Annotated in this window: 12 protein-coding genes; 9 read left to right on the forward strand and 3 right to left on the reverse strand. The window is 59.8% G+C overall.

Going from position 1 to position 19,726, the window contains the following annotated elements:
* Positions 1 to 45: 45 nt before the first annotated feature.
* The gene (gene hrpB / locus RDK48_RS01930) at positions 46 to 2,832 is read right to left on the reverse strand and encodes an ATP-dependent helicase HrpB (RefSeq protein WP_298994401.1); all 2,787 of its coding nucleotides are present in this window, start codon (positions 2,830 to 2,832) and stop codon (positions 46 to 48) included.
* Positions 2,833 to 2,948: 116 nt separating this feature from the next.
* Here hrpB and RDK48_RS01935 point away from each other — a divergent pair, with 116 nt between their 5' ends.
* The 6 genes from RDK48_RS01935 to bioA all read left to right on the forward strand — a co-directional run bounded on the left by RDK48_RS01935 (position 2,949) and on the right by bioA (position 12,568).
* Positions 2,949 to 4,067 (forward strand): sigma-54-dependent Fis family transcriptional regulator, encoded by a 1,119-nt coding sequence (locus RDK48_RS01935; RefSeq protein ID WP_298994481.1) that lies wholly within the window; start codon positions 2,949 to 2,951, stop codon positions 4,065 to 4,067.
* 163 nt (positions 4,068 to 4,230) lie between these two features.
* A complete protein-coding gene (locus RDK48_RS01940) occupies positions 4,231 to 7,581 on the forward strand; it encodes a tetratricopeptide repeat protein (RefSeq protein ID WP_298994398.1) in 3,351 nt (1,116 codons plus the stop codon).
* A 295-nt stretch (positions 7,582 to 7,876) separates the two neighbouring features.
* Positions 7,877 to 8,617 (forward strand): DUF4851 domain-containing protein, encoded by a 741-nt coding sequence (locus tag RDK48_RS01945; RefSeq protein WP_298994396.1) that lies wholly within the window; start codon positions 7,877 to 7,879, stop codon positions 8,615 to 8,617.
* Between the two features lie 332 nt (positions 8,618 to 8,949).
* Complete coding sequence (locus tag RDK48_RS01950; protein ID WP_298994394.1) at positions 8,950 to 9,360, forward strand: MucR family transcriptional regulator; 411 nt, start codon at positions 8,950 to 8,952, stop codon at positions 9,358 to 9,360.
* Positions 9,361 to 9,537: 177 nt separating this feature from the next.
* Positions 9,538 to 10,488 carry a biotin synthase BioB gene (gene bioB / locus RDK48_RS01955; RefSeq protein WP_298994392.1) on the forward strand — a complete coding sequence of 317 codons (951 nt, stop codon included), beginning with the start codon at positions 9,538 to 9,540 and terminating at the stop codon, positions 10,486 to 10,488.
* A complete protein-coding gene (gene bioA, locus RDK48_RS01960) occupies positions 10,475 to 12,568 on the forward strand; it encodes an adenosylmethionine--8-amino-7-oxononanoate transaminase (protein ID WP_298994478.1) in 2,094 nt (697 codons plus the stop codon). Before bioB ends, bioA begins: the two co-directional genes overlap by 14 nt.
* Before the next feature lie 51 nt (positions 12,569 to 12,619).
* Here the strand turns inward: bioA and RDK48_RS01965 are convergent, their stop codons facing one another.
* Both RDK48_RS01965 and RDK48_RS01970 read right to left on the reverse strand, forming a co-directional pair.
* Positions 12,620 to 12,829: a hypothetical protein gene (locus tag RDK48_RS01965; RefSeq protein WP_192111918.1), complete on the reverse strand. Its 210-nt coding sequence runs from the start codon at positions 12,827 to 12,829 to the stop codon at positions 12,620 to 12,622.
* Complete coding sequence (locus tag RDK48_RS01970; RefSeq protein ID WP_298994388.1) at positions 12,817 to 13,185, reverse strand: hypothetical protein; 369 nt, start codon at positions 13,183 to 13,185, stop codon at positions 12,817 to 12,819. The genes RDK48_RS01965 and RDK48_RS01970 overlap by 13 nt, the downstream gene beginning before the upstream one ends.
* 255 nt (positions 13,186 to 13,440) lie before the next feature.
* Here RDK48_RS01970 and RDK48_RS01975 point away from each other — a divergent pair, with 255 nt between their 5' ends.
* The 3 genes from RDK48_RS01975 to RDK48_RS01985 all read left to right on the forward strand — a co-directional run bounded on the left by RDK48_RS01975 (position 13,441) and on the right by RDK48_RS01985 (position 19,699).
* Positions 13,441 to 15,219 (forward strand): formate--tetrahydrofolate ligase, encoded by a 1,779-nt coding sequence (locus tag RDK48_RS01975; RefSeq protein ID WP_298994385.1) that lies wholly within the window; start codon positions 13,441 to 13,443, stop codon positions 15,217 to 15,219.
* A gap of 230 nt (positions 15,220 to 15,449) precedes the next feature.
* The gene (locus RDK48_RS01980) at positions 15,450 to 17,504 is read left to right on the forward strand and encodes an HD domain-containing phosphohydrolase (RefSeq protein WP_298994381.1); all 2,055 of its coding nucleotides are present in this window, start codon (positions 15,450 to 15,452) and stop codon (positions 17,502 to 17,504) included.
* Positions 17,501 to 19,699, forward strand: a complete 2,199-nt coding sequence (locus RDK48_RS01985; RefSeq protein WP_298994378.1) for a CHASE2 domain-containing protein — start codon at positions 17,501 to 17,503, stop codon at positions 19,697 to 19,699. The genes RDK48_RS01980 and RDK48_RS01985 overlap by 4 nt, the downstream gene beginning before the upstream one ends.
* Positions 19,700 to 19,726 lie beyond the last annotated feature (27 nt).

Consider the following 19,726-nt stretch of genomic DNA (forward strand, 5'->3'; position numbering starts at 1 on the left):
GCGCAACAACAGAGGGCTTGTTGCGATGAAAGTTTTGCGGGCGCGTCAGCTTTTTTGCCGCTCGGCAAGCCGCTTCTTGGTCAGAACCGTGGCCACGGCGTTAACCGGGTCTTCCGGCCAGGGATGCTTGGGGTAGCGGCCACGCATTTCTGCGCGCACTGCGGGGTAGCCGTTGCGCCAAAAATGGGCCAGATCGCGCGTGACCTGCAAGGGGCGGCCTGCGGGCGAATTGAGGCGCAGCACCAGAGCTACGCGCCCATCAGCTATGCGCGGCGTGTCCACGCAGCCGAATAATTCCTGCAACTTGGCGGCCAGCCAGGGGCCTCCGTCTTCACCATACACAATGGGGCGCATGGCCCCTGACGGTACCTGCCATTCCGTGGGGGCTTGCCGTTCAAGTATCCGGTGAAGATTCCCCGGCAGCAGACGGCGCAGGGCATCCAGCAATTGCTCCGGCCCGAGCGCCGCCAGCGAATTGGCGCGCCCCTGTTTGCCTTGCCCGGCTGACCTTTCGAGCGCCTGCTGCAAGGCTGGTGCAAGCCAGTCATTGAGAGTCGCCAGCAGCGCGGCATCAGAAACATCGGGCCACGCCTCGCCCTCCAGCTCGCGCAGCAGGCTTACCCGCGCGCACCACTGCTTTGCGGCATCATCCCACGGCAGACATTCCAGCCCCTTGTTCTGCACATGGGCGCACAGGGCAGCCGCGCATTGATCGGGTAGAGGCCGGGGCAGGGGGGCATCTTCCAGAACAAGAGATCCCAGCACTCGCTGCCGCCGGGCGCTGACCAGCCCGGCATCCGAAACAGTGAGCTTGTCTTCGTTGCAAATGTCTGCGCTGGAAAGCGCTGCAAGATCCTCGGGCGAAAGGGCGGCGGCAAGGCGGATGCGCCCGCGCGGCGCTGCGCCGTCAACTTCTGCAATGGCCAGAAAGGGCAGCCGCGCCAAGGGATCATCGCTGGCTATCTGGGCGGCCCTTCCGCTGCGCAGGAGATAGGGCGTCATGGGGGTCACCCCTCCCGCAAAATTCCCCTTGCCGCTGTTCTGTGGCTGACCGTCTGTCTGCCGCATGGCGACCTGTTCCGGCCACGCCACCGCCAGCAGTTGCCCAAGGCTTGCGGCCTGAGCGAGAGCTGCGGAAAAAATGTTGCCCGTTTTGTTGGATTGCCCCTGTGCCGCAGGCCGGGAACCTTTCTCCTCATGCCGATCAATCTGACGTATGAGCCGTTGCGCAAGGCGGCGCACACGCTCACGGGCGGCATCCGTATTCTTGCCCGCAACGCCATCGCGGCACAGCCAGTCGAGGCGGCGCAGCACATCGCATCCCGCGCCCGTGGCAGGCATGCCGCCCTTGCTTTTGCCAGTGGTAAAGGCCAGAGGGTCACGTTCCTCCAGCAGGGCGGAGATACAGGCTGCCAATGCGGCAAGGGATTTGTCTCGCCCCCACAGCAGCAGGCGCGCCGTGCGCGGCGCAAGGGGCAATGCGGCCATGCTGCGGCCCAAAGCCGTTGGCCGCATCTGGGCATCCACCGCGCCCAATGCCAGAAGGTTCTGTCTGGCGACAGCCAGATGGGCGGGGGGCGGCGTGTCGAGCCATGCGAGCGAGGCCGGATCGGTCACGCCCCAAACCGCCAGTTGCAAGGCGAGCCCGGTGAGGTCTGCATCAAGAATTTCAGCGCGGATGTGCGGGCGCATGCCGTTTTCCTGCTCTTTTGCCCAAAGGCGGCAACAGATGCCAGATTCAATGCGTCCTGCACGTCCGGCCCGCTGGGTAGCGCCCGCCAGCGACACGCGCTCAGTCACAAGGCGAGTGAGGCCGCAGGCCGGGTCAAAGCGCGTCAGGCGCGCAAGGCCGCTGTCCACCACGAGCCTCACACCCTCAATGGTCAGCGAGGTTTCGGCAATGGACGTGGCAAGCACCACCTTGCGTTGCCCCCGCGGAGCTGGCGCAATGGCCGCATCCTGTTCTCTGGCGCTAAGATTGCCATAGAGCGGGCACAGGGCCACATCCGCAGGTAATGCGCCCTCAAGCAGGCTGGCAAGATGGCGGATTTCGCCCGCGCCGGGCAAAAAAGCCAGCAGACTGCCCTGTTCCGTACGCAGCAGATGCAAAATGACATCAGCCATGTGCCGCCACAGCAGTGGCCCTGCCCCGGCAGCAGACAGAGGGCCGCCGCCCACAATCTGCCCCGCGCGGATTTTGGGCGGCAGGTGCCGCATCTGCACGGGAAAGGTCTTGCCTTCGCACACAACAAAAGGGCAGCCTCCCATGAGTGTTGCAACGGCCTGCACATCCAGCGTGGCGGACATGACGATCAGCCGCAGGTCGGGGCGCAATGCAGCCTGGCTCTCAAGGCAGAGGGCAACCCCGGTATCGGCAGTGAGCGAGCGCTCATGAAATTCGTCAAAAATCACACAGGCTATATCCGGCAGCTCGGGATCATCCTGCAACATACGCGTGAGCACGCCCTCGGTGACAACCTCCACGCAGGTGCGGCTGCTGACGCGGCTTTCGTCACGCATGCGGTAGCCCACCGTGCCGCCCGGTTGCTCACCCCGCAGGGCCGCCATGTAGCGTGCCAGCGCGCGGGCCGCCACGCGCCGTGGTTCAAGCAGAAGAATACGGCGGCTTTCAAGCCAGGGCTGCCCCATAAGCCAGAGGGGAACACGACTGCTCTTGCCCGCTCCGGGCAGGGCGCTGAGCACCAGATTGCGGCCCTGAGCCAGAGATTCCAGAACTTCTGCGCGCGAAGCGTCGAGTGGGCACTGTGGCAGGGCCGGGCAGCGGGCAAGGGTACTTGAGGGGGCGGCAATGCGTATCGGCGAATCGGTCATGGCTAAATGCGGCATAGCTGAGGGTAAATGCAGTAGAATAGGCGCATTTTTACTGGTAATCCAATGCGTGTCAGTGTATTGACACAGGAAAGGATATGCACGCGGAGAATGCACACATGGAGTTGAATACCAGCGGCATTATCGGCCAGAGCACCAGCCTCGCCGAAGTCTTCAAGGTTCTCGGCAAGGTTGCGCCCACGGACAGCACTGTGCTTGTAACTGGTGAATCGGGAACTGGCAAGGAATTGCTGGTTCGCGCGCTTCACGCCAACAGCCGCAGGGCTGACAAGCCCTTTGTACCCATCAACTGCGGGGCCATCCCTAAAGAGTTGCTTGAAAGCGAACTTTTCGGTCACGAAAAGGGCGCCTTTACGCACGCCATCCGTTCGCGGCAAGGCCGTTTTGAAATGGCTGACGGCGGCACCATCTTTCTGGATGAAATCGGCGAAATGGAGTTGAGCCTTCAGGTCAAGATTCTGCGTGTGCTGCAAGAAAAGGAAATCGAGCGCGTGGGCGGCACCGGCTGCAAAAAGGTGGATGTGCGCATTGTGGCCGCCACCAACCGCGATCTTGAGGTGGAAGTTGCCGCCGGGCGCTTCCGCGAGGATCTGTACTATCGTCTGAACGTCATTCCCCTGCATTTGCCTCCGCTGCGCCAGCGCGGCAACGATGTGCTGCTGCTTGCGCGCTATTTTCTCAACCATTTCTGCACCAAAAAAGCGCGCGATCCCATGCTGCTTGATGAAACAACGCAGCGTATCCTGGCGGCCTACAATTGGCCCGGCAACGTGCGCGAGCTTGAAAACTTCATGGAGCGCCTGAGCATCCTTGTGGATGCCAATACGGTGTGCATGGATGATCTGCCGCGCAAGATTCTGGCTCAGGTGGGTGATGTGTCGCTGCTGCCCCCGGTGGTGGAGGATGCCCCTGCGTGCGAGCCCGAGGCGGAGCTTCTCGCCGAACCCATCGCTGATAACGGTGTGGAGCAGGCACCCGCCCCAGTGCCGCAGGCTGAAGCCGCAATGCCCGTTGCAGCCAACGGAGCTTTCGTGTGGCCCAACTTGGGCGTTTTGACGGCTCAGGGGCAGAACCTCAAAGATTTTCTTGATGCTGTGGAAAGCCGCCTTATTGATGAAGCCCTGACCAAGGCAGAGGGCGTGAAAAATCAGGCCGCCGAGCTTTTGGGCATCAAGCGGACAACGCTTATTGAAAAGCTCAAGAAACGCAGTATGTAGCGGCATAAAATTTGCATAAAATTTGCGTTGGATTTTGCGGCTCAGACGCCACGACACATCCTGCGAAGTGCAAGTGAACACACAACTTTTCGCCGCCGCGACACGGCCTCATAGTTCTGCCCGCAAGGGTGCGATTCCCCAACGCTGCTCACGTGTTGGGGCTTTGCTGCTGATTGCGAGCCTTTTGCTGCCCGCCCAACCTTCGCACGGCATGAGCTGGAACTGGGCGCCCATTGCAGATACTGACGCAGCCACAGCTGCCGGGCAACAGTCAAAAAGTTCACAGCCCGCCGGGGAACGGCTGCGCCTTACGCTCGACAGCCCCGGTCAGGTGCACAGGCTTCTGCGCACCGGCAATACCTTGCTTCTCTATCTTGACGATCCTTCAGCAACGCTTGAACGCAGCGGCGCAGCACCTTCTGCGGGGGCGTTGCTCGACAGTATCGGGCTTTCCAACGGCCAGTTGCGCATTACGCTTTCTCCCAAGGCCGTGAACCACGTCATGCGCCGGTCTTCTCCTTCTGAACTGGATATAGAAATTTTTGCCGCCGGAACCCAGAAAGGGGAAAATTCCTCTCGTCTGGATGCGGCGGGCGTGCCTGTGGGCAACGCGCCTGCTGATTCAGAAGGGCAGGGCGCTTCTTTTGCCGTTAATCTGCCTGCTGATGCCGCAGTGGGTTTTTTGCAAAAGACCCAAATGTTGCTGGCCGATGTGCAGCAGGGTGTAAAGGCCTTGCCCATCGCTGGCCTGTTTACTACGGATCTGTTTGACGCGGGCAAGGCAAAGCTGGCGGATTTGAGCCAGAAATTCTCCGCCCTTGGCGCGACCAAAACTGCGGAAGCCGCCGAAGTGCCGCAAGCCGCAGGCGGTGCGGGCAGCCTCGCCGTGACGCTGGACGCCCAGAGCCTCATGAGCCGGGTGAACCCCGGCGGGCCGGAAAACTGGCCGGACAGTAAGGGGCTCTCTACATCAATCCCCAGCAATGTTCCTGCTGCGGCTCCGGCCACAGCGGCAGCACCAGCGGCTTCGGCTGCGCCTGCCAGCCAGCCAGTAACTCAGCCTGCAACCCAGCCCGTAACAAGACCAGCGGCTCAGCCTGCGCCTGCCCCGCAAAATGAGGTCCAGCGTACAGTACCGCCCGCAACACCACCCGTTGCGCAGCCGCAAGCTCAGCCCGCTCCGCAGCCTGTCCAGCAGGTTGTGCCCAAGGCCATACCGCAACCTGCACTCCAGGCAGCCCCGCAGCCTGCGCCGCAGGCAAAAACAGCACCGGCTCAGCAGCCCGCGCCTGCCGCAGCTTCTGCGCCTGCTTCCCAGGCCGGTCAGGCAAAGCCGAACGGCGCGGGCGGTAACGTATCCGGCAAGGTTTCGGACAATGTGGTGGGGCTGCCGCATGCCGAAGAAAAAGGCGGTCACGGGGCAGCTGCTCCCAAGGAAGAACCTCGGCCCGTGGTCTATGTGGACGAACAGGGCAATCCTGTTGCCAAGCCTGCTGACCCGGAAAAAATGATGGAAGAGGCGGAGCGTCTCATCAAGGAGCGCAAGTTCGTTGAGGCTTTGCCGCAGTTGGAAAAACTGAAGGAAATGCCCACCATCAGCGCCGATATGCGCCTCAAAACGCTGTATTACATCAGCGATTGCGTATGGGCCAGATATGCCGATAATCCGCTGGCTGGCTTTGAGCCTATTGTTTCTGCCACCAGCGAGGCCATGAATTTTGACCTGCGTTCTTCCCGCGTGCCGGAGGCCCTCCTGCGCCTGGGACTGGTTAACGTCAACGTGGGCAATCTGGTAGATGCCGGGGGCTACATTGTGGCCATGTATCGGCGCTATCCGGATTATCCCGGCGTGGCGCAGGGTTTTACGGCCCTGGGCAAGGCGCAGCTCAAGCGGCACATGGATGCCCAGGCGGAGCAGGCCTTTGCCATTGTGCTCGACAAGTACCCTGAATCCTCCTTTTTGCAGGAGGCGTCCGTGGGGCTTGCCCAGGCGCTGAACAACCAGCGCAAGTACACCAATGCGCAGGTTATTCTCGACTTTATAAGCAAGCGCTGGCCCCGCTATTATATTGAAGACCCCACATTCCTGTTTTTGCAGGGTGCCAATGATGAGGCTCTGGACAAACCCGTTGCGGCCCTGACCCTGTACTGGCTGTATTATAACCTTGTGCCCGGGCAGAAGGGCAATGACGACCTGCTCCTTAAAATGGGCGACATGTATACCCGCCTTGGCAACAAGAGCGGGGCCGAGTTTCTGTATTCCTATCTGGTGCGGCATTTTGCGGGAACCCATGCGGCAAATCTGGCAAATCTGCGGTTGGCCGAGGGCGGCATTTACGATTCGCCCATCAATTATGAGGCCATGACACAGGTTTTTGCCAGGGCCGCCAGTGGCAACCTGCCCAAGGTTTACGCCAGCCTTGCGGCGGCTTCGCGCACTGCGCCGGAGTCTGTGCTTGCGCGGCTCAAGGAGGCCATGTGGCTCTATTGGAGCAAGCGTTATACCGAGGCCATGGGCAAGGCCGCAGATTTTATTGACAGCTATCCAGAAAACGCCAACGTGGCGCAGGCCCGCGATATTATCTGGCTTGCTTTTCAAAAAGAGCTTGCCAATTCCATGGCTGAAAAAAACTATGGGCGCATTCTCATTTTATGGAATGGCTTTCCCCTGGTGCGCGAACGCTACGGGGCGATAGATCCGCGTATGCGTTATGCCTTGGCGCAGGGCTTGCTTGAACGGGGCGATACTGAACAGGCCCTTGGCATGCTTGCGGAGTTTTTGAAGTCGCCCATGGATCCCCAGTATGGGGAAGCTACCTTTACGGAATTTTTCAACCGGTATCTTCAAGTCGGTGCCTGGGCAAAGATTCTTGATCTTGGCAAACTGGTGGCCACCTGGCCTTTGAACCCCCAGTTGCGCAACCAGCTTGATTACGCCATGGCGCTCTCGGCCCAGAACCTCAATCTGAACGGGGCTGCTCTCGCCATGTGGCAAAAGCTTGCCGAGCGGCAGGATATCCCGCTCTATCAGCGGGCCTACGCCACGTACTTTCTTGCCCGTGATGCCGAACACCGCAAAGACATTCGTAATTCCTACACGCTGAACCGCAAGGTGATTGATCTCTTTACCCAGTTGCAGAACGAACGTTCCGACAAGGCTGACCCGCAGCGCATCAAGGATGCCATACTTTCACTCATGGATATCTGCGAAGTGGGCAACCGTGTGCCGGAAGCCCTGGAATGGCTTGCGCGTTACAATGCCTTTGTGCCCAAGGAGTCGCCGGAATATCCTGGCTTGCGATTCCGCGAGGCCCGGCTGTATCGCAAGCTGGGCGATGCCACGCGGGCTCAGGCTTTGCTTGAGGATATTGTGCGCAACTATGCCGATTCGCCTTTTGCCAGGGCAGCCACAGCGGAACTGCACACCTTTGAGGTTTCGCGCGACCTGCAAAACTACCTGCCCGGCGGGGCGGGCAGCCAGGCTGCGCCTGCTGCCAAGCCTGCCGCTCCCTAGCTTCCCCGGTTTTCACCCTTTGGGCCTGTCGCCCTTGCCTGTCGTCCAGGCTGGTTGCTGTCGTCTCCGGCGCATCTTGCATCAGGGCGCCGAACCCTTTCCATATGCCGATCTGGCATGTGAGGGCGCATTGCATGCGTTCACTCCTTGGAATATAACCAGACACAACAGCAGTTCTGCCGTGGGGTGGAATGGTCTGCCTGATGCAATTTTAATGGATAAGTGCGATGGAACGTCCCGCAAGCTTCATACGATGATGCCGGACGTGATGTGCGCCGTCAGCCTTGGAGGGCATATGAACAGAGTGCTTCTTTGCGTTACACTCGGCCTGCTTGCCTTGATGGCCGGATGCACCGGCGCATTGCAAAGGGGAATGCAGAACACGGCCTATGTTTCCACAGCCCGCCCGGCCATCAGTATCAAGGCCGTGAACATGCCCCTGCTTACCGGCGGCGAAACAAGCGTCAGCCTTGATGGTGCAGGCGTTATCGGCGGCTTGCCGCTGCACGCGTGGGTTGCTGTTTACGGCAAGGGTGATCCCCAAAGCCCCCTGGCCATTGTGGGGCTGGCTGAGGTGCCGCGCGGCTGGTACTGGGACAGCGATGGCCAGCGTCCCTTTAGCGTTGATAAAGGGGTGGAGATTTTCAACAATGACGGTTTTGCGGCCAGCACCTACATTGTGGACAGCAAAAAGGATGCATTTTCAGCCCTTGCAGGGCTGACGGACGAAGCAAAGCCCATGCGCTGGCTGACGCGCGGTTTTGCCGCCAGATACAATTTTAATGACACCAAGGTCATACTGGAATACAGAGAACCCCTGCCTGAAAATCTTGCCGGGCAGGAAAGCCTGACAGAAAGCCAGACTGACCAGCTTCGTGCCTTTGAGCAGCGCGCCAGCGCAGCCTTTGCCGTTGCTTCTGTATCTGAACATATGACTGGAATTACAGAAGGATATGCAAAGAACATTCGTGGACAATACCTGGATCACCGCTTCTGGGGGACTGCATCAAAGTATGACACATTTGTCTTAAAGTAGCATGTTCTTGCAGTAATCTGACATTACACCGGGATTCCGCCTGGGAGGTCGCTTGGGAAAGTTTTTTCAAGCGGCCTCCCTGTTTTTTACGTTTGTTGCGCCTGCACCGACACTAAGTAACTGCAACAAGTTAATACATTCTGGAATAATGGTTATGTAAAATTTGCAACACAATTTTATATTATAGGGTATAGTACATTGACGAAACAATAGCTGCTGTGTATGTTCTCCCCATCAGGATGGGAGGGGGACCGACTGTTCTGTCAATGAGCCGATCAGGCGGGTACGCAGCGCGTCAGATTGAGTATATTGAAGACAATAAAGGGGTAGTTATGGACGATTATCTGAAAGAGGCGCTGGAAATTACCAGAGCACAAGCTGGCGTTCGCGTTATGAGCGAAGAAGAAATAGCCGCCTTTATACAGAAAGTGGCGCAGGGCATCAAAGCAGTTGCTGAAGGCGAAACGCCTGTGGAACTGGACAGCGGCGAAATGGCCGTTGAAGCACGCAAGTCGGTCAAAGAAAAGTCCGTCACCTGCCTTGAGTGCGGAAAGAGCTTTAAGATCCTTACCAAGCGTCATCTGGCCAGCCACGGCATGACCTCGGCTGAATACCGCGAAAAGTGGGGCTTCAAGAAAGACGCACCTCTGGTGTGTAAGGCCCTGCAGCGCGAACGCCGCAAAAAGATGAAAGACATGAAGCTGTGGGAAAAGCGCCGCAAGGTTCAAGTATCCCCGGCATAAGACCCGCAATGGCGGGCTTTGTCATCGGTCTGAAAGCCCGCCATTGAGGCGGGCTTTTTTTTTAGGCCAAAAAATGGCATGGTACCTGTCTGTATGACGGCATGGCTGTCATTCAGAGTGGCTCCGGTCAGCAAATGATTTTTGCTCTGCACCATTGTTCTCTTTCAGGGTTATATCATGACTCAATCACAGGCGGTTGCAACGCCCGCCGAAGCCCTCGCGCTTTTGTCCCTGCCGCAGGAACAGTTGTTTGCCAGGGCCACTGCGCTGCGCGAGGCGGCCTTTGGGCGCGGCATTGTTTTGTGCGCCATCATTAATGCAAAAAGCGGCAACTGCTCCATGGACTGTCGTTTTTGCTCCCAGAGCAGGCACAATCACACCCCCATTGAGGTTTTTCCTCTCTTGCCCGACGATGAACTGCGCGAGCGCATTCTGCGTCTTGCAGCCCTGCCTGTGGCCCGCATTGGCGTTGTTACCAGCGGTTCGGCCCTGAGCGGCAGCGAATTGCAGCGCCTGCGTACTGTAATTTCCGGCCTGCCGGATGCCGTGCGCCCGCGCGTCTGCGTTTCGCTGGGCAAACTAACGGCTGAAGATTTTGCCCTTTTGTCCGGGGCCGGGCTTACCCGGTTCCACCATAATATGGAAACCTCGCAGGGCTATTACTCCAGCGTATGCACTACGCAAACCTGGGAGCAGCGGCGCGACACTGTGCTGCGAGCCAGTGAGGCGGGCCTGAGCGTGTGTACTGGCGGCCTGTTCGGCCTGGGTGAGAGCTGGCAAGACCGCGTGGACTTTGCCTTCAGTCTCAAAAAGATGGGCGTGAGCCATGTGCCCATGAATTTTCTGCATCCGCACCCGGAAACACCTTTGGCAGGGCAGAAGCCCCTCACCGCTGATGAAGCGCTAACACTCATTGCCGTGTTCCGGCACATTTTGCCCAAGGCGACCTTGCGCATTTGCGGGGGCAGGCCTCTTGTGCTGGGCAGCCGCCAGAATGAAATTTTTATCGCCGGGGCCAATGCCCTCATGACGGGTGATTATCTTACAACCCACGGGCAGAGCATTGCGCATGATCTTGAAATGATCGCCGCGCAAGGGCTTGAGGTTCGCTGTGATGCAAGCTGCTGAGGAAAAGACTGACCCACCGCTAAGGGGCCTTTTTGTAGCCGGTTCCGGCACAGATGTAGGCAAGACCGTTGTGACGGCGGCCCTGCTGCGGGCCTTGCTGCTGGCCGGAGTCAAGGCGCAGGCTGTAAAACCTGTGCAGACAGGCGTTGCGCCGGAGCAGGCCGCTACGGCCCCTCTGGCCGATGCCCGCGTGTATGCCGCTGCCGTTGCGGGCATGCCGCAAAGCGCCGCCATGCTGCCTGCCACGGCCCTGCATTGCTTCAGCCTGCCTGCTTCGCCCCATCTGGCCGCGGCCCGCGAAGGCGCGCGCCTGACCTGCGCAGGGTTGCGCAACGACATTGTTTGCCACAGCCGTGCCAGCACCGCTGAAATGCTGCTGCTTGAGGGCGCTGGCGGCTTGCGGGTGCCGCTCAACGAGCGTGAAGACATGCTCGACCTCATGGCCTCGGTGGGTCTGCCCGTGCTGCTTGTGGGCGGCAATTATCTGGGTGGTCTGAACCACATTCTGCTTTCGCTGGATGCATTGCGTCATAACGGCCTGCAACTGGCCGGAGTGGTGCTTGTCCCATCTGCCGATCCGGCAGCGGGTTGCCCCGGCGTGGATGTGGACGCCATGCTGGCCGACAACGCCACCATGCTCCGCGAGCGGCTGACGCAACAGGGTATTGCAGCGCCGCTGGTGGAATTGCCGCGTGTGCCGCAACTGGATGCGGCGGCATGGCAGACCCTGGCTCAGGGGCTTGAGCCGCTGGTGCGGCATCTGCAAGCCTCACAGGATTCTGCTTGCGACTGTGGTGCAGATGTTGTGCGCCGCGATCACCAGACCATCTGGCACCCCTACGCCTCGGCCATGCAGCCGCCCTTGCTCAGCACTGTGGCGCGCACCAGAGCCAACCGCATTGTGCTGGCTGGCGGCAGGGAACTTGTGGACGGCATGTCATCTTGGTGGGCAGCCGTGCACGGATACAACAATCCGCGCCTTATGGAAGCCCTGCATTCACAGGCCGGGCGCATGCCCCATGTAATGTTTGGCGGGCTGACGCACGAACCGGCGGTCAATCTGGCCGAAAAACTGCTGCGCCTCATGCCTGCGGGGCTTGAGCGCGTATTTTTTGCCGATTCCGGCTCGGTGGCGGTGGAGGTTGCGCTGAAAATGACCCTGCAATACCAGCAGGGCAGGGGCCAGACCGGGCGCAGCAAGTTTCTTACGCCGCGCGGCGGTTATCATGGGGATACCTTTGGCGCCATGTCGGTGTGCGACCCGGTTACGGGCATGCACAGCCTGTTTACGGCCATGCTGCCCCAACAGATATTCATGGAGCGGCCAAGTTGCCGCTTTGACCAGCCCTTTGACCCCGCGAGCCTTGACGATGCCCGGCGTGTTTTTGCCGGGCGCGGGCACGAGATCGCGGCGGTGATTCTTGAACCAGTGGTGCAGGGCGCGGGCGGCATGTGGTTTTACCATCCCGAATACCTGCGCGGGCTTGCGCAACTGTGCCGTGAGGCTGGCGCGCTGCTGATATTTGATGAAATCGCCACGGGCTTTGGCCGCACGGGCAAGATGTTTGCTGCGGAATGGGCCGGTGTTTCACCGGATATTCTGTGTTGCGGCAAGGCGCTCACGGGCGGGGTGCTCACGCTGGCTGCCACGGCCTGCACAGCCAGCGTGGCGCAGGGCATTTGCACCGGGGGCAATGTGTTTATGCACGGCCCCACCTTTATGGCCAATGCGCTGGCATGCGCCGTGGCCTGCGCGAGCCTTGACCTGCTGCAGGAGGAAGACTGGCGGCAGAAGGTGGCAAATCTTGAAAGCGGCCTGCGCTCCGGGCTTGCCCCCTGTGCGGAGCTGCAAGGCGTGGCTGACGTGCGCGTACTGGGCGGCATCGGCGTTGTGGAAACGTGCGAACCCGTCAATACATCAGCATTACAGGAATATTTTGTGCGGCACGGCATCTGGGTGCGGCCATTTAACCGGCTTGTTTACCTCATGCCGCCGTATGTTACTCCGGCTGAGGATGTGGCGCGGCTTTGCACTGTGGTGGCAGGCGCATTGGAATCTGGAGCGCATCTGCAAGGATAAAGGCTGCCGTCCTAGCCTCAGGCTGGCTGCTTCTAAAGTCCCTCTCGCGGGTTATTTTTCTGTGGGCGGCGGAGGAACGGGCAGCCCCTTGAAGATGAGCCGTGTGGCGGCGGCGTCTGCCAGTTCGGAGACGTCCATGAGCTTTTCCAGCAGTTCAAGCAGGTAGAAGCGGTCGTTTTCGCAACCGTCCTTGAAATCAGCTTCAAGTTCGCCGCTGCGGATGTAGTTTTCCAGTTCCGTAAGATCGTTTACCGTGAGCATGAAGAATCCTTTTGCAGCGCGGAGATGCAACGTTCCGTCAGGTCGTGGACCATCTGCTCGACCTGCCGGATTTCTTCGCGGGTTATGTTGTCGTAGTGGATACCCGCGCTGACGCACACGGCGCAGTTCAGGGCATGGGCCATGCGCTCGGCCATGCGTTGGGCGAGGGCGGCTTCCTTGTGGCCGGGCAGGCCCGCCAGATGGCTTTGGGCCTCTGCCTGACCATGTGCGGGCGCGGCCAGAGCCACAGCGCCGATATGAGTCGCGCCGCCGCCGCAGAGCACCTGCAGGTCGCGCCCCTGGCGAAAAACGCGCAGATGTATGCTCAGGCGGCCCCGTTGGGCGGTGAATCGCATGGCTGCTCCTGTGCTTTGGCGGCAGGTCGGGTGCCGAGCCGTTGGGGCTTTATGGCCTTTTGCCATGCGCCCGGTGAAATTTCCAGCCTGCCAGTTACGGCAGGCAAACCCGCCCATGAACATGGCGGAATTGTTGTGGTATATATATGATGCGGTCTACAGCCGCAAGGCCGCCACTATGCCTGATGCCTCGGGCTTGACGCCCCAGCTGGCGGCCCGTACCATTTTGCCAATTCTTTGTTGTATGGAGACAGCATGACTCTTGATCCCACCAAGCACCCGGACTGGCAGATAGCCCTGGATGCCGAACAGAATATGAAAACTTTTGAAGCCCTGACCGCCGAGATGGGGCTGGAACCTTCAGAAGTCCTGCCCTACGGGCGATACATGGGCAAGATTGAGCAGCAGGAAGTGCTGCAAAGGCTTGAGAGCCGCCCCAACGGCAAATACGTTGATGTTACGGCCATCACGCCCACGCCCCTTGGCGAAGGCAAGTCCACCACCACCATCGGTCTGGTGCAGGGGCTTGCACGGCGCGGTTTGCGGTCTTCTGCCGCCATCCGTCAGCCTTCGGGCGGCCCCACCATGGGCATGAAGGGTTCCGCTGCGGGCGGCGGTCTTTCGCAGTGCATCCCGCTCACGCCGTATTCCCTCAACTTTACGGGCGATATCCATGCAGTGGGCGCGGCCCACAACCTTGCCATGACGGCCCTCACATCCCGCATGCAGCACGAGCGCAACTATGACGATGCAACGCTTGAGCGGCTCTCGGGCATGCGCCGTCTGGATATTGATCCCACGCGCGTCAGCACCGGCTGGGTGATGGATTTCTGCGCTCAGGCCCTGCGCAACGTGATTATAGGCATGGAAGGCGACGGCAGGCGCAACGACGGCTTTATGATGCGCTCGCACTTTGACATCACCGTTGCTTCCGAGGTCATGTCCATTCTTTCCGTGGCGCGGGATCTGGCCGATCTGCGGCAGCGCATGGGCCGCATGGTGCTTGCCCTTGACCGCAACGGCAGGCCCGTGACCACCGCCGACCTTGAAGTGGACGGCGCCATGACCGCCTGGCTGGTGGAGGCCATCAAGCCCAACCTTATCCAGACCATCGAGGGCCAGCCCGTGCTGGTGCACACTGGCCCCTTCGGCAACATCGCTCTGGGACAGAGTTCGGTTATTGCCGACAGGGTGGGGCTGAAGCTTGGCGACATCCATGTGACAGAATCCGGTTTTGCCGCAGAAATGGGCTACGAGAAATTCTGGAACCTCAAGTGCCGTTACAGTGGCCTTGCGCCTGACGCGGCAGTGATTGTGGCGACGGTGCGGGCGCTCAAGCACCACGGCGGCGCGCCGCAGCCCCGCCCCGGCCAGCCCCTGCCCGAAGAATATCTGAGGGAAGATGTGGGCCTGGTGGAAGCCGGTTGCGTCAACCTGCTGCACCACATCGGCATTGTGCGCCGTTCCGGTGTGCCCTCTGTAGTGTGCATCAACAAGTTTTATACCGACAAGCCCGCAGAAATCGCCGCTATCCGCCGCATTTGCGAAAAGGCGGGGGCTAGCGTGGCTGTTTCGGAACACTGGGAAAAAGGCGGCGAAGGCGCGCTTGAACTGGCAGATGCCGTCATGGACGCCTGCAATTCGCCCAAGCGGAACTTCCGTCCGCTCTACGACTGGAAGCTGCCCATTGCTGAGCGCATTGTCTGCATCGCCCGCGAAGTGTACGGCGCGGACGGCGTGGATTTTGAACCCATGGCTGCCCAGCGGCTCAAGACGCTTCAGGAACGCCCCGATGCGGACGAGCTTGGCGTGTGCATGGTCAAAACCCAGTATTCGCTTTCGGACGACGCCAAGCGCAAGGGCGTGCCTTCATCCTGGCGGCTGCATGTGCGCGATGTACTGCTTTTTGGCGGCGCTGGTCTTGTGGCTCCGGTGGCGGGCGACATCAGCCTTATGCCCGGTACTGGCTCCAGGCCCTCCTTCCGCAACATCGATGTGGATGTGGCAACCGGACGTGTAACCGGCGTGTTCTAGGAAAGCATACAATAAAAGCGTTATCCGGTCTGTTGATTGGCCGGATAACGCTTTTATTGCCTTTCATGAGCAAAAAAAAAATTTCCAGAAATATTTTTCCAACCTACTCTATTCATAGTTGATAGTATTACCGAATATCAGATATACCGTTTTTTGCCGCTTGAAAAAAATCACAAAAGACATAGGGTTAGCGCTATAAAAACACCGTATTGATCCATCAGGAGGATCACATGGAAGTAGTGCTCAGAGGCGTGCGCGGCAGCATTGCCGTGCCAGCTCCGGCCATGTCGTTTTACGGTGGCAACACCTCATGCGTTGAACTGCGCTCCGACAACGGGGCGCTGATTTTTTTTGACGCAGGCACAGGTCTGCGGCAGGCTGGCGAAAACCTGCCGGAAAGCGGCACCTGCCATCTTTTTATTTCGCACGGGCATACGGATCACATTCAGGGGCTGGGGTTCTTTCCGCCCCTGCATTCCCCCCGCTGGACAACCCACATCTATATTCCCGCCTGGCTTGAAGACGTGCTGGACAATCACTTTGCCCACGGCATGTTTCCCATACCATTCAGCGACTTTGCCGGAAATGTGGTGCGGCACAGCCTTGAACCCGGTGACGAGGTGCATCCCGCCGATGGTGTCGCGGTTGCGGCCATAGCGGCCAACCATCCCGGCGGAGCGCTTGCCTACAGGGTTTGCGCCGACAATGCCGTTTTTGTGTACTCCGGCGATTATGAAATCACCAGCGCCCCAGAAGTGCAGCAGGCGGCGCGCGAACTGCTTGAAGGCGTGGATCTGGCTGTTGTGGACAGCATGTACAGCAAGGCCAGCTATGTTGAAGGCTGGGGGCATTCTCGCTGGGAAGACTGGCGTGATCTGGGCCATGCTGCCGGGTCGGGCTGCATTGTGCTTTCACACCATGCGCCGGATATGACCGACGCGCAGATAGACGCACTACAGCATGAGGCCTTGCACAGTTGCCAGACAAGCGGGCAGCGCCTGTGCTTTGCGCGTGAGGGCATGCGGTTCAGCCTGCCCATGCCCAGGCAACAGGCCTGCGGGGAATGTGGTCTGGTTCAGTTCAGCGACTGGCTCGACAGATTTCTGGACGACCTTTCGCAGTATCAGGACGAGAACACGCTGCTCGACCGCATCCTCGCCAAATCCCGAGAGATCACGCGGGCTGATGCAGGAACCATTTTTCTTGTTGATGGGGAAGACCTGCTCTTTGCCTATACGCACAACGACAGTCTGTTTTCTGTAAACACTGCCTCAAAGTTCGCCTATTCCTCGGCGCGCCTGCCCATCAATCCCCATTCCATTGCGGGCTATGCGGCCTGCACGGGCGAAATGCTCAATATTGTGAATGTGCGCGCCTTGCCGAAGGATTTGCCGTTTTCGTTCCGCGATGATTTTGACAAGGCCACGGGATACCACACGGAATCCATGCTTGTGGTGCCTTTTCACGACCACGCGGGGCACATCTCGGGTGTGATGCAGCTCATCAACAGCCTTGATCCGCGCACGGGCAAGCCCCGCAAGTTCACCCACGACATGGAGCGGCACATACGGGTGCTGGCTCGCGAAATCGCCAATATCCTTGAGCGCAGCCATCTGGTGCGGGCAAGCATCAACCGGCTTGTGCGGCTGGCCTCGGTGCATGATCCGCTGGAAACTGGCCCCCATGCCGAGCGTGTGGGTGCCATTGCCGCAGAAATGTATCAGGTGTGGGCCAACCGCCTGTGCCTTGACCCGGACGTGACCCTGCATGTCAAAAGCCAGATACGCCTTGCTGCCATGTTGCACGACATAGGCAAGGTGGGCGTGAGCGATCTGCTGCTGAAAAAGCCGGGCAAGCTCTCTGATGAAGAAATGGCCGTCATGCGGTCGCATACGATTATTGGCGCGGGCATTCTGGAGGTAGAGGCCCAGAGCGGCGGATTCATGTCCTTCGCCCGCGAGATAGCCCACCATCACCACCAGAAATGGAATGGCAAGGGCTATGCAGGCCCCAGCGATGCGGGCAGGCTGGAAGGGGAGGGTATCCCCCTTGCGGCGCGCATAACCGCCATTGCCGATGTGTTTGATGCGCTGGTTTCTCCCCGTTCGTACAAGGCCGCATGGCCGCACGAAAAGGCTCTTGTACTCCTGCGCGAGGAGGCAGGCAGTCATTTCGACCCGCAGCTTGTGGAATGCCTTGAAGAAATCATGGACGTTGTCGCCAAGATTTATGAGCGTTTTCCTGATGCGGAGCCGGAACAGCCAAACCGTGACATTGCTTCATGAACTTTGCAGATGCCCTGAAACGGCTGCTGCGGCAGCCGTGGATTTTCACCGCCCTTGTGGGGCTGTGCGGCGGCCTTGCCATGCTGGCGCTGTATGTGGTGCAGCCTGTGGCGCTGCAACGCCTTGATCTGAGAATTTACGATGCTCTGCTGCCCCTTCGGCGGCAAAGCGAGCCTTCTCCGGTACCTCTTGTTGTTGATATAGACGAGGAATCCCTGGCCCGTTACGGACAGTGGCCCTGGCCCCGGTATCTGGTGGCCGACCTGGTGGACAGACTGGCGCAGAATGGCGCTGCTTCCATAGGGCTGGATATCATGTTTGCAGAGCCGGACAGAACCTCGCCGACACGTCTGCGCGAGGGGCTTTACCGCGACAGGGGCGTGGCGCTAGAAATTGTGGGCCTGCCTTCATATCTGGGGGATTTTGATACCCTGTTCGCCGCCTCCGTGCGCGCCGCGCCTGTGGTGCTGGGCGCGTTTGCCCGCTATGCGGGCGAGCCGTATTCCGGCCCCATGCCGCAGCCTCCGGCCATGATAGCGCGGGGCGGCAAGGATGCCCCCCCATTTGATGCCTATTTACCGACTGCCCTTGGCGCAGTTTTGCCTCTGCCGCAGCTTTTTGCAGAGGCCCCCGTGGGTTTTGTGAATGTATCGCCCGATGCGGATGGCCTTGTGCGGCAGGTTCCGCTGCTCCTCAGGCTTGGCGATGCTGTTTACCCCTCGCTGGCCTTGCAGGCCCTCATGCGCGCGCTGGGAACTGATGCCCTGCGGCTGTACACCGGGCCGGACGGGCTTTTCAGCGTGGCGGCGGGGGAGTTCAAGATTCCGGTTTCGCGCGAAGGCTATATGCTGGTTCCCTTTCAGGGAGGGCGGCATACCTATCGGTATGTCAGCGCCGCCAAGGTGCTGGATGGCAGCGCAAAGCGGGCTGATATTGACGGTTGCATTGTTTTTGTGGGCACGTCAGCACCCGGTCTGGCCGATATCCGCGCAACGCCCTTTGACAGGGTGATGCCCGGGGTGGAGGTACATGCAGCGGCCATAGACGCCATGATCAGCGGCAATTTTGTGCAGGCGCCATCCTGGGGGCCGGGTGCGCAGGCGCTGATAATAGCCTTTGTGACCTGCGCGGCAACGCTGGCCTTTGGTTTTGCCGGGCCGCGCGTATATGTGCCGTCTTCTCTGGCGCTGATGGGCGCTACGGTCGTGGCCTCACGGCAGCTGTTTATGGGGGGCCTCTTTCTCTCGCCCCTGTATGGTCTGCTCACCACCCTGCTGTGCGGCGGTTTGCTGCTGAGCGTGCGTTTCTGGCAGGAGGAAAAGCAGAAGATCGTTCTGCGCCGGGCGTTTTCGCGCTATGTGTCGCCGGAGGTGGTCAAGCGGATCAGCAAGCGGCAGGGCGATCTGCTGGCTGGCGAAAATCGCGAGCTTTCCATCCTGTTTACGGATATTCGGGGTTTTACAAGCCTTTCCGAATCGCTTTCACCGCAGGATGTGGTGCAGCTGCTGAACAGCTATTTTACGCCCATGACGGCAATTGTGCGCAGTCGGCAGGGCACCCTGGACAAGTTCATCGGCGATGCGCTCATGGCCTTCTGGAACGCACCCCTTGATGTGCCGGGCCATCCCGCACTTGCGGTGGACGCCGCACTGAGCATGCAGGAGCAGCTTGAGGCGCTGAACGGCGAAATTGAGGCGAGCTTTGGCATACGGCTTGCGATGGGCGCGGGCATTCACACCGGGCAGGCCTATGTGGGCAACATGGGGTCAGACGACCTCATCAACTACACCCTCATTGGCGATAATGTGAATCTGGCCTCGCGCCTTGAGGGCCTGTGCAAACGCTATGGCGCGCCCGTGGTGGTGAGTGAGGATACCAGGGAAGGCTGCGGGGATGCCTTTGCCTTTGTTCATCTTGATGTGCTGCGCGTGAAGGGTAAGACGAAGCCCGTCAGCATTTACTGGCCCATGAGGCCGGGTACGGATGCAATTTTTCAGGAGTCCATGCCGCAATGGATCGCGGCGCGCGCACTGTATGAAAAGGGGGATTTTTCCGAGGCTGCGGCTGGCTTTGCCGCGCTGGTAAAAAGGTATCCAGGCGTGCGCCTGTTTGGTTTGTATCATGAGCGCTCGCTCATGCTTGCGCAGAATCCACCTGCCCAGTGGGACGGCATCTGGACAATGGAAGGCAAGTAGAAACAATCCTGTTGCTGTGGGGGGAAC

The sequence above is a fragment of the uncultured Desulfovibrio sp. genome (assembly GCF_902477725.1).
Classification (GTDB): Bacteria; Desulfobacterota; Desulfovibrionia; order Desulfovibrionales; family Desulfovibrionaceae; genus Desulfovibrio.